General features: G+C 61.1%; 14 protein-coding genes, 1 tRNA gene and 1 pseudogene. 10 read left to right on the plus strand and 6 right to left on the minus strand.

The genetic code is table 11. The annotated features are described in order from the left end of the window. Positions 1–34: 34 nt before the first annotated feature. The 10 genes and pseudogenes from hscA (at position 35) to HFGMBDPB_RS10770 (ending at position 7403) form a co-directional block, all read left to right on the plus strand. Positions 35–1903 (plus strand): Fe-S protein assembly chaperone HscA, encoded by a 1869-nt coding sequence (hscA, locus tag HFGMBDPB_RS10725; RefSeq protein ID WP_212645385.1) that lies wholly within the window; start codon positions 35–37, stop codon positions 1901–1903. Between the two features lie 25 nt (positions 1904–1928). Continuing rightward, positions 1929–2267: an ISC system 2Fe-2S type ferredoxin gene (fdx, locus tag HFGMBDPB_RS10730; protein WP_013802212.1), complete on the plus strand. Its 339-nt coding sequence runs from the start codon at positions 1929–1931 to the stop codon at positions 2265–2267. Positions 2268–2278: 11 nt separating this feature from the next. After that, on the plus strand, positions 2279–2995 hold the full coding sequence (gene dnaQ, locus HFGMBDPB_RS10735) for a DNA polymerase III subunit epsilon (RefSeq protein WP_016447119.1): 717 nt from the start codon (positions 2279–2281) through the stop codon (positions 2993–2995). A 42-nt stretch (positions 2996–3037) separates the two neighbouring features. After that, positions 3038–3112 (plus strand) — tRNA-Val (locus HFGMBDPB_RS10740). A gap of 159 nt (positions 3113–3271) precedes the next feature. Further along, a complete protein-coding gene (locus HFGMBDPB_RS10745; protein ID WP_047327346.1) occupies positions 3272–4372 on the plus strand; it encodes an NAD(P)/FAD-dependent oxidoreductase in 1101 nt (366 codons plus the stop codon). A 201-nt stretch (positions 4373–4573) separates the two neighbouring features. Beyond that, positions 4574–4885 carry a DUF883 domain-containing protein gene (locus tag HFGMBDPB_RS10750; protein ID WP_016447117.1) on the plus strand — a complete coding sequence of 104 codons (312 nt, stop codon included), beginning with the start codon at positions 4574–4576 and terminating at the stop codon, positions 4883–4885. Between the two features lie 8 nt (positions 4886–4893). Then, positions 4894–5313 carry a phage holin family protein gene (locus HFGMBDPB_RS10755; protein ID WP_016447116.1) on the plus strand — a complete coding sequence of 140 codons (420 nt, stop codon included), beginning with the start codon at positions 4894–4896 and terminating at the stop codon, positions 5311–5313. A gap of 2 nt (positions 5314–5315) precedes the next feature. Further along, on the plus strand, positions 5316–5687 hold the full coding sequence (locus HFGMBDPB_RS10760; protein WP_212645386.1) for a hypothetical protein: 372 nt from the start codon (positions 5316–5318) through the stop codon (positions 5685–5687). Between the two features lie 186 nt (positions 5688–5873). Further along, positions 5874–6032 carry a helix-turn-helix domain-containing protein gene (locus tag HFGMBDPB_RS10765; protein WP_212645387.1) on the plus strand — a complete coding sequence of 53 codons (159 nt, stop codon included), beginning with the start codon at positions 5874–5876 and terminating at the stop codon, positions 6030–6032. Positions 6033–6080: 48 nt separating this feature from the next. Next, positions 6081–7403, plus strand: a pseudogene (locus HFGMBDPB_RS10770) (IS3 family transposase). A 66-nt stretch (positions 7404–7469) separates the two neighbouring features. Here the strand turns inward: HFGMBDPB_RS10770 and HFGMBDPB_RS10775 are convergent. The 6 genes from HFGMBDPB_RS10775 to HFGMBDPB_RS10800 form a co-directional block, all read right to left on the minus strand. Beyond that, a complete protein-coding gene (locus tag HFGMBDPB_RS10775) occupies positions 7470–8264 on the minus strand; it encodes a hypothetical protein (RefSeq protein ID WP_046238475.1) in 795 nt (264 codons plus the stop codon). A 13-nt stretch (positions 8265–8277) separates the two neighbouring features. Then, the gene (locus HFGMBDPB_RS10780) at positions 8278–8751 is read right to left on the minus strand and encodes a YhbY family RNA-binding protein (RefSeq protein WP_012206726.1); all 474 of its coding nucleotides are present in this window, start codon (positions 8749–8751) and stop codon (positions 8278–8280) included. A gap of 88 nt (positions 8752–8839) precedes the next feature. Beyond that, positions 8840–9442, minus strand: a complete 603-nt coding sequence (locus HFGMBDPB_RS10785) for a recombinase family protein (protein ID WP_212645388.1) — start codon at positions 9440–9442, stop codon at positions 8840–8842. Between the two features lie 619 nt (positions 9443–10061). After that, the gene (locus HFGMBDPB_RS10790) at positions 10062–11141 is read right to left on the minus strand and encodes a zonular occludens toxin domain-containing protein (protein WP_212645389.1); all 1080 of its coding nucleotides are present in this window, start codon (positions 11139–11141) and stop codon (positions 10062–10064) included. Next, a complete protein-coding gene (locus HFGMBDPB_RS10795) occupies positions 11138–11419 on the minus strand; it encodes a DUF2523 family protein (RefSeq protein ID WP_212645390.1) in 282 nt (93 codons plus the stop codon). The genes HFGMBDPB_RS10790 and HFGMBDPB_RS10795 overlap by 4 nt, the downstream gene beginning before the upstream one ends. Further along, positions 11416–12753: a virulence factor TspB C-terminal domain-related protein gene (locus HFGMBDPB_RS10800; protein WP_212645391.1), complete on the minus strand. Its 1338-nt coding sequence runs from the start codon at positions 12751–12753 to the stop codon at positions 11416–11418. Before HFGMBDPB_RS10800 ends, HFGMBDPB_RS10795 begins: the two co-directional genes overlap by 4 nt. Positions 12754–12791: the final 38 nt, after the last annotated feature.

A 12791-nucleotide genomic window follows, 5' to 3' on the forward strand; every position in this document is an offset into this window, starting at 1 on the left:
CCGGCCCGGACCTGCAATTTCCCCGAGTATTTCCATGGCGCTTTTGCAGATTTCCGAACCCGGTCAGTCCCCCGATCCCCACCAGCGACGCATTGCCGTGGGTATCGACCTGGGCACCACCCATTCGCTGGTCGCCGCAGTCCGCAATGGCGTGGCCGAATGCCTGCCGGATGATCAGGGCCAGGTACTGCTGCCTTCCGTCGTGCGCTATCTGCCCCAGGGACGCCGCGAGATCGGCTACGCCGCGCAGGCGGCGCTGTCCACCGATGCGGGCAACACCATCGCCTCGGCCAAGCGCTTCATGGGCCGTACGCTGGCGGACATCGACGCGCCGGAGAAGCTGCCTTACCGCTTTGCTGAGCAAGAAGCCGGTCGTGGCGTGATCGGGATCGAGACCATCGATGGCACGAAGACCCCCGTGGAAGTCAGCGCCGAGATCCTGGCCACGCTGCGCTTTCGCGCCGAGGACACCTTCAACGACGACATCCATGGCGCGGTCATCACCGTGCCAGCCTACTTTGACGACGCGCAGCGCCAGGCCACCAAGGATGCGGCCAAGCTCGCCGGCATCAACCTGCTGCGCCTGATCAACGAGCCCACGGCTGCCGCCATTGCCTATGGCCTGGACAACGGCTCCGAAGGTGTTTACGCCGTCTACGATCTGGGTGGCGGCACTTTCGATATTTCGGTCCTGCGCCTGTCCCAGGGTGTGTTCGAGGTCGTCTCCACGGGGGGGGACTCGGCCTTGGGTGGCGATGACTACGATGCGGCACTGGCTGAGTGGGTGGCCCAGCAGACCGGCGTGGTTCCGCAGACCGCCGAGGACAAGGCCCGCTGGCGCATGGCGGCACGCCTTTGCAAGCAGGCATTGACGGATGCTCAGGCCGCCACGTTCACGGCAGAGCTGTCCACCGGCACTGTGCATTTCGATGTCAAGCGTGGGGACTTCGATGCGAGCACGGCCCATCTGACGGCGCGCTCGCTGGCGGCGGTGCGCCGCGCACTCAAGGACGCTGGCCTGACGCGCGACGAGGTGCAGGGCGTGGTCCTGGTCGGTGGTTCCACCCGCATGCCCCAGGTGCGCGAGGCAGTGGCCCAGTTCTTTGGCCGCGATCCTCTCGTCAACCTCAATCCCGATGAAGTCGTGGCGTTGGGCGCTGCCATTCAGGCCAATCAACTCGCGGGCAACAGTTCCAGCGGCGACATGCTGCTGCTGGATGTGATTCCCCTGTCGCTGGGTGTGGAGACCATGGGCGGCCTGGTGGAGCGCATCATCACGCGCAACGAGACCATTCCCACGGCCCGCGCCCAGGACTTCACCACCTACAAGGACGGGCAGACGGCCCTGGCCATTCATGTGGTGCAGGGTGAGCGCGATCTTGTGGCGGACTGCCGCAGCCTGGCGCGTTTCGAACTGCGCGGCATCCCGCCCATGGCAGCCGGCGCGGCGCGCATCCGCGTGACCTTCACCGTGGATGCCGACGGCCTGCTGTCGGTGGGTGCCAAGGAGCAGATCAGCGGCGTCGAGGCGCATATCCATGTCAAGCCCTCGTACGGCCTCTCGGACGACGAGGTTGCCCGCATGCTGCAGGACGGCTTTGCCACGGCCCAGCAGGACATTCAGGTGCGCGCGCTGGTGGAGGCGCGTGTCGATGCCGACCGCATGCTCATGGCCACGGAGAGCGCGCTGCAGGCCGATGGCGATGTGCTGGCTGCAGACCAGCGTGCAGCCATCGACGCTCTGGTCGACGCCCTGCGCGCCAGCGTGGGCTCCGAGGATGCCGCCGTCATCGAGGCCGCAACACAGGCGCTGGCCAAGGGCACGGAGTCCTTTGCCGCCGAGCGCATGAACCGCAGCATCCAGCAGGCCCTGGCCGGCAAGAGCGTGCAATCCCTTTCCTGATTTCTGATCCGAACGCAGATCCGCCATGCCCGTTATCAAAATACTTCCCCACGCCGAATACTGTCCCCAGGGTGCCGAAATCGAGGCGCCTGCCGGCACCTCCATCTGCGAGGCACTGCTGGACAACAACATCAAGATCGAGCACGCCTGCGACATGAGCTGTGCATGCACCACCTGCCACGTGGTGGTCAAGGCAGGCTACAACTCGTTGAACGAGGCGGAGGAAGAGGAAGAAGACCTGCTGGACCGCGCATGGGGCCTGCAGCCGCAGTCCCGCCTGTCCTGCCAGGCCATCCTGGCGCGCGAGGACGTGACCATCGAGATTCCCAAGTACTCGCTCAACCACGCCAAGGAAAACCACTGAGGACCCAGCACATGTCGCGTCAAATCATTCTCGACACGGAAACCACGGGCCTGTCCGCCGACAACGGCGACCGGCTCATCGAGCTGGGGTGCGTGGAGATGGTCAACCGCAAGCTGACCGGCAACAACCTGCATCTGTACTTCAATGCGGGGCGCGACAGCCATCCGGACGCGCTGCGCGTGCACGGCATCACCACCGAGTTCCTCAAGGACAAGCCTCGCTTCGAGCAAAAGGTCGATGAGATCTGGGAGTATCTGCAAGGCGCTGAACTCATCATTCACAACGCGCCTTTCGATCTGGGATTCCTGAACAAGGAGCTGGAGCTTGCCAACCGCCCGCCGATCAGGCAGTGCGTGAGCGGTGTCATCGACACCCTGGTCATGGCCAAGGAAATGTTCCCAGGCAAGCGCAACTCGCTGGACTCGCTGTGCGACCGCCTGGAAGTGGACAACTCCGGGCGCACGCTGCACGGCGCCTTGCTGGATGCGGAACTGCTGGCCGATGTCTACATCAACCTCACGCGAGGCCAGGAGGCCCTGCTGATGGTGGAGGAGCCGGCCCAGTCCGAGGGCGGCCTGGTGGTCGCGCAGGTCGATCTGCGCAGCTTCAGGCTACGCGTGGTGAGCGCCAATGATCAGGAGCTGGCCGCGCACGAGGACGTGATGGTGCAGATGGATAAATCGAGCGGCGGCAAGACAATTTGGCGCAGCTTCGAAAATCAGTCCTAGAAGTTATGACATAATCTAAGTCTTGTCGCAGTAACGACATATGGGTGATTAGCTCAGCGGTAGAGCACTGCCTTCACACGGCAGGGGTCACATGTTCGATCCATGTATCACCCACCATTCAAGCCCTCCTGAAACTTGTTCAGGAGGGCTTTTCCGTTTTGGTTGCTCCCATTTGTTCCAGGTCCTGGATATTCCAGTGCAGCCCGGTGATCTGCGGCGTATTCGTATCTGGCGCGGTCTGATAATCAGTGGCTGAACGACGAAAGGGCAGGCAGGATGAGCGAGCAGGTCGATTGCGTGGTGGTGGGGGCGGGCGTCGTGGGGCTGGCCGTGGCCAGGGCCCTGGCGTTGCAGGGCAGGGAAGTCATGGTGCTGGAGGCAGCTGAAGCCATTGGTACGGGTACCAGTTCGCGCAACAGCGAGGTCATCCATGCCGGCATCTACTATCCCCAGGGTTCGCTGAAGGCCCTGTTTTGCGTCGAAGGCCGCCAGCGTCTCTATGCCTATTGCGAGGAACGCGGCGTTGCCCATCAGCGCTGCGGCAAGTTCATCGTGGCAACGGATGAGGCGCAGCGCGGCCAGCTCCAGGCCATTGCGCGCAAGGCCGAGGCCAATGGCGTCAATGATCTGCGCTGGCTGGATGGCCCCGAGGCACGGGCCTTGGAGCCTGCGCTGCAGTGTGTGGCGGCACTGCATTCGCCCAGCACCGGCATCATCGACAGCCACGGCCTGATGCTGGCTCTGCAGGGCGATCTCGAAAACGCAGGCGGCATGGTGGTCTGCCATGCCGAGGTGCAGGAGGCCGCCGCCACGTCTGGCGGCGTGTGGCTGCGCACCGCCGACGGCACGCAACTGCAGGCGCGTAGCCTGGTCAATGCGGCAGGCCTGAATGCCCCGTTGCTGGCGGCGCGCCTGCAAGGCTTTCCGCAGCAGTTGGTTCCACGCGCCTTCTATGCCAAGGGCAACTATTTCACGCTGTCGGGGCGCGCGCCGTTCTCGCGCCTCATCTATCCCGTGCCCGAGGCTGCAGGTCTGGGCGTGCATCTCACGCTGGACATGGGTGGACAGGCCAAGTTCGGCCCCGATGTGCAGTGGGTGGAAAGCGCAAGCGATCTGCAGGTCGATCCAGCGCGCGCCGACGCCTTCTATGCAGAGATCCGCCGGTACTGGCCGGCCCTGGCCGATGGCGCGCTGGTGCCCGGCTACGCTGGCATCCGTCCCAAGATCAGCGGTCCTGGCGAGGCGGCGGCAGACTTCACGATCCAGGGGCCGCAGGTCCATGGCGTTGCGGGCGTGGTGCAGTTGCTGGGCATCGAATCGCCGGGGCTGACCAGCTGCCTGGCCATCGGCGCACATGTGGCGAAGTTGCTGGCCTGATGGTCTGCCGGTCCACGACACACGGCCACGGCAGGCCTTGTCTGACAAGGCTCAGGCCCCCTCGCTTCCCGGAAGCCAGGGAACAATTGGATAAGATGCTTGCATGTAACAAGGGCCTGCCCATGTTGCGTGACAGGTATCGGGCGACATGATTGCCTGCTCCCCGCTGTATTTGTTTTCACCTCAATAGAAAGGCTCATCATGACGAAGTCGATCACTGAAACCGTCTCCACCGCGCAAGCCGATCTTGAAAAACTGGTCAGCGACCTGCGTGGCCTGCTGTCTGCCAAGGAGCTGGATGCCGTGCCGGAAATCCACATGCTGCGCCAGCGCATCGATGACGGCATGTCCAATGTGCGTGACTCGGCTGTGCGCGCCGCGCAGGAAGCGGCCCGCCAAGCCAAGGATGCCGCCTATGCGGCGGATCGCTATGCCCACGACGAGCCGTGGCGTGTGGCTGGCGCAGCCCTGGCTGTGGGCGCCTTGCTGGGCTTCATGCTGGGCCGTCGCTGATCAACGGCATGCCTGACCAGAAAAGGATGCCTGTGAACTGGATTTCCCTTCTGGGTTTGGATGCCTGGGTGGCGCGCTGGCGTGCTGCCGTGATCGAGCTGGCCATTGCCGCCGAGGACCGTACCGACCTGGCTCGGCTTGAATGGGTTCAGCACAAGCGCAGCATGCAGACCGTGGTCGTGCTGCTGATTGCGCTGGCCGGACTCAGCGTCGTGGTCATGCTCATGCTGTCCGTGGCGGTGCTGGTGCAGTTCTGGGACACCGAGCACCGCGTGATGGTGGCCTGGCTGCTGTTTGGCGGCTGGCTGGCTATCCTTGCAATTGCCTTGTGGCAGTTGCTTGCGGCCGTACGACGCCTGGCACGCCCTTTCATCCTCACCCGCAACGAGCTGAGCCAGGACTGGCAGGCGCTGAAGAAGAGGCTGTAACCATGGTCAATGCTTCCAATGCTTCCCAGTCCCGCGACGAGGTTGCGTCGCCCAGGCCCACGGGCCCCAATGCGGCGCTGTGGCCCACTTCCACCGTGGAGCAGCAGCAGGTGATGCAGCGCATTGCCCAGCAGCGCGAGCGCCTCAGGGCGCGCTCGGCGGCCGTGGCCCAGGCCCGGGCGCTGAGCCGTGCCGCCACACACGTGCGCCCGGATGCACCGCTGATCGAGCGCGTCGCAACGTTTGCGCGTCTGCACCCCGTGGCCGTGGGCGTGGCGGCTGCCGCTGCCTTGGTCATGGGGCCGCGCAAACTGATCCGCATCGGCACCACACTCATGCCTTTGCTGGCACGCCTTCAGCAGCGCTGGGGCTGAGATAAGGCCTTGCAAGGCTTCTTGCACAAAAAACGCCCGGCATGAACTGCACCCCAAAAGTTGGACACCAGTCCAACCTATGGGGTGTTTTTCATGGCGAAGCACGATGAGCGCTTGAAGCTCGAAGTTGTTCAGAAATATTTATCGGGGTCGGCCGGTTACAGGACGCTGGCGCAGCAGTAAGGTGTGAGCCGCTCCTGCCTGCGCGGATGGGTCAACGCCTACCGGGAGCACGGCGAGAGCGCGTTGCGCAAGAAGCGCAGCGAGTACAGCGCGCAGTTCAAGATCTCGGTGCTGCAACGCATGAAGCAGCAGGGGTTATCGCAAACGCAAGTGGCCGCATGAACTGCACCCCAAAAGTTGGACACCAGTCCAACCTATGGGGTGTTTTTCATGGCGAAGCACGATGAGCGCTTGAAGCTCGAAGTTGTTCAGAAATATTTATCGGGGTCGGCCGGTTACAGGACGCTGGCGCAGCAGTAAGGTGTGAGCCGCTCCTGCCTGCGCGGATGGGTCAACGCCTACCGGGAGCACGGCGAGAGCGCGTTGCGCAAGAAGCGCAGCGAGTACAGCGCGCAGTTCAAGATCTCGGTGCTGCAACGCATGAAGCAGCAGGGGTTATCGCAAACGCAAGTGGCCGCGTTGTTCGATTTGCGTGGCGGATCAGGTGTCGTATCGAAGTGGCTGAGCCAGTATCATGAAGGTGGTCCCGAGGCACTCAAACCCAAGCCTCGGGGCCGTCCGAAGAAGATGCCGACTCCCAACCCCCCCAAGAACCTGCCGCCGCAGGCTGACGATGCCAGCGCACTGGAGACGCTGCGCAAAGAAAACGAGTATCTGCGTGCGGAGGTGGCCTACCTAAAAAAAGTGCAGGCCTTGGTTCGGGAAGGCCGGCAGGCTGCGCCCAAAAAGCGCAAGCCGTCCTCGAGCTGAGGCCAGAGCATTCGTTACGCGCACTGCTGAGTGCGGCAAGCCTGTCGCGCAGCACGTTCTACTACCAGGCCAAGGTGCTGCGGTCTGGCGACAGATACGCCAGCTTGAAGACAAGCATCAGGGCAATCTATGAGAGCCACAAAGGCCGCTACGGCTATCGGCGCATCACTGCCCAGCTTCGTCAAGCAGGCCAGGCTGTGAACCACAAGACCGTGCAGCGGCTGATGAACAGCCTTGCCCTGAAGTCACTGGTTCGGCCAAAGAAGTACCGTTCCCACCGAGGCGAGTGCGCCTCATCGCCCAACTTGCTCGATCGCCAGTTCGGTGCAGAGCGACCGAACGAGAAGTGGGTGACCGATGTGACCGAATTCAATGTCCGAGGCAACAAGCTGTACCTGTCGCCGATCATGGACCTCTACAACGGGGAGATCGTGGCCTACGAGATGCAGGAGCGCCCTGTGTACTCGCTCGTAGGGAACATGCTCAGGAAGGCGTTGCGCAAGCTGAAGACCCGCGGCGATGCGCCACTCTTGCACTCCGACCAGGGGTGGCAGTACCAAATGTCCCACTATCGAGAGCAGCTCCACGAGCACGGCTTGACGCAAAGCATGTCCCGCAAAGGCAACTGCCTGGACAACGCGGCCATGGAAAGCTTCTTCGGTACGCTGAAATCGGAATTCTTCTACCTGAACAAGTTCGCAAGCGTTCAGCCACCAACGCATCAAGCTCAAACTAAAAGGCCTGAGCCCGGTGCAGTACCGAACTCAGGCCTTGAGCCGCTAGCTTCCAACCGTCCAACTTCTTGGGGTCAGTTCACAAGCGCGGGCGTTTTTTTGTGGGTCGAGCTGCTCACTCGTGCCAGTGCTCGGCCACCCAGGTGGCAGGCCGGATATAGCGAAAGCGCCGATTGCGCCGGCCGGCCAACGCGTCGGGCGGGTTGCATTCGCCGTGGAAGATCACCACGCGCGCACCCTCCGGCACGAAGGGCGGCTTCCAGTAGTTCGTCGGCCAGGCCGGAATGCAGTGGTACTTGAAGCTGGGGCACCAGGCCTGCGGCCAGTACTTGAGCTTGCCTTGCTTGTGCAGCATATCGGACAGATAGGCCTGCTCATTGCGAAAGTTGCGGCGTATCTCTTCGAAATGCGTGCGGAAGTAGTCCAGCACCTCGGGGTGGGCACCCAGCTCGAAGCGGTACACCGAGGAATTGCCCGTGATGCGCCACGGACGCTTGTAGTCGTGGATGATCAGGAACTCGCCGGGCTCGGTGAAAAAATCGTCCAGCGGCCCGGTGATGACCACGTCCACGTCAAGAAACAGCGCCGTGCCGCGCAGGCCGTGCAGGTCGGCACTGAAGGTGGCCAGCTTGTTCCAACCACGCTCCGGAATGCCCGCGGGCAGGTTCAGCGGAGGAATCGGCAGGCATTCGACCTCGTCGCGAATCCCCACGCCGTCATCGGTCAGGCAGACAAGGCGAAAATCGCCCTTCAGATGCCGACGCACCATGGCGTAGAGCCTGTTGACATACTCCGGACCGTACTTCTTGCCCCACTTCATGCAGATCACGAAGCGCTGCTGCGCAGAGGGGGAGGCGGAGGGCGGTTGCGCGGCCTGGGCCACGCTGGCGGCATGGGATGCTACGGTCATGGATGCGGCGGACTCAGTCTGCCTGACGCTTCTTGACCGACTTCTGCTTGGGCTTGGCGCGCTTGACCTGGCCACCTGCCGTCAGGCGCTGGTTGCCCAGCACGCGGATCTGCTTGACCTCGGGCTTCTGGCCGGAGCGCTTGCTGAACTTGAGCAGCTTGACATCGCGAGGGCCGGGCATGCGGTTCTCGTCGATGGCTTTTTCCTTTTCCGGCATGGGGCGCCAGAGCACGAGCAGCTTGCCGATGTGCTGAATGGGTGCAGCGCCAAGCTCGTCGCACAGCTGCAGATACATCTGCTCGCGTGCGGCGCGGTCGTCGTTGAAGACACGGACCTTGATCAGGCCATGTGCGTTAAGGCCGGCGTTGACCTCCTTTTGCACGGCAGCCGTCAGGCCGTCACCCCCGATGAGGACCACGGGGTCCAGGTGGTGTGCGTTGGCGCGGTGTTCCCGGCGCTCGGCGGGAGTCAATTGAATTTGGGGCATGGCCGTATTATCGAGGCTGAAAGAATCCAGCATGAAAGTCCATACTAAAAGTATGAAAGTCAATATTAGAAGCCGTCACCGACGGCGGCTACTCAGCATCAAGGAACTTGCGCAACACCGGGTAACGCCCGGTGTTTTTTTTGCCTGCAGCCTCATCGGCGATCCGGCGCACGACGATCAACGACACATCAAAGTGCCTTGCCGTGGCAGCCTTCGTCCATCCATCAGCCAACATGCGTAAAACTTCCGCCTCCTGCTCATCGTCGAGCTTTTTGGGCCTGCCAAAGACACGCCCGCGCTTGACGGCCGCAACCTGACCTGCAACCGTTCGCTCACGGATGATGCCCCGTTCGAGCTGGGCCACTGCGCCGAGGATCTGGACCATGAAAACGCCAAGCGGCCCTGTGGTGTCCAGAGGTTCGGTGAGGGAGCGCACCGCAGCCTGCGATGCCTTGATGCGGTCCAAGATCATCAGCAGATCGAGCAGCGATCGAGCAATGCGGTCCATCTTGTAGACAACGAGGGTATCGCCGGGCTGTAGCGCAGCAAGACAGCGCTGTAGCTCAGGCCGGGCATTCACAGAGCTGGCCTTTTCCTGATAGATCTCCTGCACGCCTGCGCGGTGCAGTGCATCGAGCTGGAGGTGTGTCTCTTGGTCCCGTGTCGAGACACGGGCGTAACCGATGAGCATTCTTTGATCCACGTTGTTTCGATTTGATCGATGCTAGGGAGCGAGGCGCTGCCTGTGCGGGCCCGTGAGAGTGGGAGAGCGGGGCACAGCGCCCGCGCAATGTGTGCCAGGGCAGCACGCGGCAACAGAGGCGCTACGCGCAACAGCCGTTGTCTTTTAGGGCGGCGGTTTGCGGCCCGCTGGATTCAAGCGCTGTGCTTCGCGGACCTGAGTCGGCGCGGCCGTGGATGCAACGACGCGACAGTGTTCGACCTGGCCGAAATCTGGAAGCTCGCGCAGGCGCGCTGGGGAGACCGTGAGCACATCGCCGGGTATGTCGCGCGGGACAATGTGATCATCAGGGGCTTCGCCCCCGATACCCCCGTGCTATCCGTGCAGAGATCGTGCCCAGCTTCCGCGCTGCGGTTTCCTACGGAATGCCATGCATTCCTCCGGAAATCCTCTCGCTCCCGCAAACCTCGTGATCCCGCCTCTCGGCAAAACAACGTCGATGCCCTGCTGCGCAATGCGGCCAGCGCTCAGTTCATTCCATCCCCGCGAGATATGCTTGGCGTTATGACGATCATGCAAGCCATCTGGATATTCTTCGGCGGTGCTGTGCTGTTTGCTGGAGTCCGCATCACAGCAGCTTTGCTAAAGAGACGCCGCCGCCAGGCGCCCCTGCTGCGCTCGCGCCGTGGTCAGCGGGCTTTTGACCCCCTATCGACTGTGTACGACCCTCGCCCCTATCGTCGGTCGAATCGGCGACGTAGGGATTAAATGGGCGGTACTTGGCCCAATAGGCGCACGCTTCGCTGGAGACATCCATCAAGCGCTCTTTACCCATATAGCAATCGCACACATGGTTGATACAGATCGCGCCACTGATCGCAGGCAGCCTGACAACGCGGCGGATATTGTCATAGGCGGGGGCTGTCCACGGGCGATCGCTGAGGCGCGGGATGAAGTCAACTCGCTCATCCGGTAGTTCTGGTTGCAGCACTTGGCCGCCCTGGGCCTGCTGGGCTGTGGCCACGTGGTGGGCAGGTGCCGGCTTGACCTCAGGCTCTGATGACGTGTGCCGTCCGACCGAGCGCACGATCATGCCCACCAGCACAGTGAGGCAAGCCAACAGCACGGCTATCAGCATGAGCGTTTTCGGCGCCATACGGACCGGCGTCGTATGCACAGAGGCGCTGGTATAGAGGTCAAACACCGACTTGGGGAGCTTGTAGCGCTTTTTGACAGGGCAAGTTTTCCATGCCAAGGACTCGTTGACCTCCGGCCACTCGTACCACCACCGACCCAACCATCCTGTATCCCTGATGTGGACATGCCTGCCGACCAGTCCACGCACATTTGCATCAATCAGCCGCGGGGCCTGAGTCGTGATGAAAATGTCAACGCCAGCATGCCGATGAGTTTCCAGCGCTGCGATGGCCTCCGGCACCTTTGCAGCAGGGCCACGGGGCCGCCAGCAGCCCTGCCCCTCGTCAACGACCAGAATGCCACCGTCTGGAACCTCTGTATGCCACGTGGCCGCATTGACTGCTGTATGCGGTAGCTGGAGGGTTTCGTGCAGGAGTTTCTGCTCAGGCCGCAGGCGCTCGGCAGGGTCGAAGTGCACGAACAGCGGGCGGTCTTTTGCAAGATCGCGCAGCACGTCAATCATGGCTGCTGTCTTCCCAGCCCCGGGCATGCCCGTGAACAGCGTGATCATTTCACAAGCTCCAATTTCTTGAGACTCTGCAGAGCTACGCGGGCGACGAGAGCACCAGCGACGATTGATGCAGCAGTGGATACCCCAGCCATCTGAATAAGCGCCAAGGCTTCCGGAAAGCCTGCCAAGCCTGCCCATGCGTTCTTTGCAGCAACGAGCGCGGCATTAAGGGCAGCGGTCATTGCTGCATAGCTGACGATGCCAATTCCCAAGGCGGTTAAAACGCGCTTCGCCAATGTGCCGGCAATCGCAGCAAGAAAAGTTCCTAGGCCGTTCATGAAGACTCCCTCGCCCCAATCAAAATAAATGCTGCAGAGAGCCACGCCATAGCAATGATGATTGGACGCATGCCTTGCATGTATGTGCAGAACAAGTCAAATGGGATAGCAATCTGCTGGCCCTGTACATTAAGCACCCGTGGCGCGGGGCAAATAGCGTCGTCTGATCCCCAGCCAGAATCAGGAGTAATCGAAATGGGTTTGTCTATATTTTGCAAATCAATGCTTGGTGGCTCGTCAAGCTTTGCGCAAGCAAGGATTTCAGGGTAAAGATCACACAATCCAGGATCTTTATCCTTTGGCTTGTCATCAGGATTGCCGTCAGGATCCGGCTTAGGGTCGGGACTAGGAGTTGGTGTAGCCACAGGCCTGTCCACCGGCTGCAGATCGACTTGCCACGGATTTCCGGGAGATGGCGACGGAACAACACGGACACCCGGCTGATTCCATGGCTGATTATCTGGACTTAATGGCTTCGATGGGTCGTAATTGGGATTCTGCACAGGATTGCCCGTAGGGACAAACATTGGCTGTATTTCCGGCACATCAATGGGTAATGGTTGCGGAAATACTTCGGGCAACTTTTCTGGCATGGGCTGACCATCAAGCGCACGTTCAAATTCTTCTTGATCAATAGTTCTCGGTGGGGGCTGCATAACACATCCGGCAGGAGTTGAATACGAGCCGGCAGGACATTTTCCAGGGTACTGGAAAACATCAATACGATAACCATCCCACCTATTCTGACTAGGGTTGTATATGGAAATGACGCAAGTTTGACCCTGAGCAGACGTAGACTGCAACTGCCACCCATTTCCGCTACCTACAACATTATTGAAAAATAAAGGCCCGAGCTTCTTACAAGCCAAATCCGGATTGGGCTCTCTTATTAATACGCCTTGATAGTCGCGGCCATACTCGAATCCATCCGAAACAGGAAAATCAGGATCGTTTTTTTTCCAAAGTCCGTCTGTGACATCATAGATAAGAGCAGCAGCACCAAGCCATCCGGCAATTGTGCCAATCGTCCGGAGGGCTGGATTTAAGTAAAGAACGGCGGAAATAATCTTGGGGGCATTGGCAGCAAAACGCATGGTGGCTGGCACGCTAACGGCTCGTCCGCCAACATTTAATGCAGCACTAGTGCGTACCGTGCCATTAACTAATTGTGCACTGTTTGCAGCATTACCAAAATTAAAGGCGCCTCCAGCGCCCGATGACAATCCCGCACCGGGAGACCATCCAACAGGCGGAGCTAGCTGCGCATATCCTGCATAGCTAGATGCCGAGAACGAAAATAGCAAACCCGCTACCAATTTTGAGAAACGATCCATGCTATCCCCACAACGGCAACAAAAACAACAATGAATTC

The organism is Delftia sp. PE138, from assembly GCF_018320755.1.
GTDB classification, from domain to species: Bacteria; Pseudomonadota; Gammaproteobacteria; order Burkholderiales; family Burkholderiaceae_C; genus Comamonas; species Comamonas tsuruhatensis.

Coding starts and splice junctions, on each gene's coding strand:
- fdx (WP_013802212.1), top strand. CDS start 1,929: ATGCCCGTTATCAAAATACTTCCCCACGCCGAATACTGTCCCCAGGGT.
- hscA (WP_212645385.1), top strand. CDS start 35: ATGGCGCTTTTGCAGATTTCCGAACCCGGTCAGTCCCCCGATCCCCAC.
- HFGMBDPB_RS10790 (WP_212645389.1), bottom strand. CDS start 11,141: ATGATCACGCTGTTCACGGGCATGCCCGGGGCTGGGAAGACAGCAGCC.
- HFGMBDPB_RS10745 (WP_047327346.1), top strand. CDS start 3,272: ATGAGCGAGCAGGTCGATTGCGTGGTGGTGGGGGCGGGCGTCGTGGGG.
- HFGMBDPB_RS10755 (WP_016447116.1), top strand. CDS start 4,894: ATGCCTGACCAGAAAAGGATGCCTGTGAACTGGATTTCCCTTCTGGGT.
- HFGMBDPB_RS10795 (WP_212645390.1), bottom strand. CDS start 11,419: ATGAACGGCCTAGGAACTTTTCTTGCTGCGATTGCCGGCACATTGGCG.
- HFGMBDPB_RS10750 (WP_016447117.1), top strand. CDS start 4,574: ATGACGAAGTCGATCACTGAAACCGTCTCCACCGCGCAAGCCGATCTT.
- HFGMBDPB_RS10780 (WP_012206726.1), bottom strand. CDS start 8,751: ATGCCCCAAATTCAATTGACTCCCGCCGAGCGCCGGGAACACCGCGCC.
- HFGMBDPB_RS10785 (WP_212645388.1), bottom strand. CDS start 9,442: ATGCTCATCGGTTACGCCCGTGTCTCGACACGGGACCAAGAGACACAC.
- HFGMBDPB_RS10800 (WP_212645391.1), bottom strand. CDS start 12,753: ATGGATCGTTTCTCAAAATTGGTAGCGGGTTTGCTATTTTCGTTCTCG.
- HFGMBDPB_RS10760 (WP_212645386.1), top strand. CDS start 5,316: ATGGTCAATGCTTCCAATGCTTCCCAGTCCCGCGACGAGGTTGCGTCG.
- HFGMBDPB_RS10775 (WP_046238475.1), bottom strand. CDS start 8,264: ATGACCGTAGCATCCCATGCCGCCAGCGTGGCCCAGGCCGCGCAACCG.
- dnaQ (WP_016447119.1), top strand. CDS start 2,279: ATGTCGCGTCAAATCATTCTCGACACGGAAACCACGGGCCTGTCCGCC.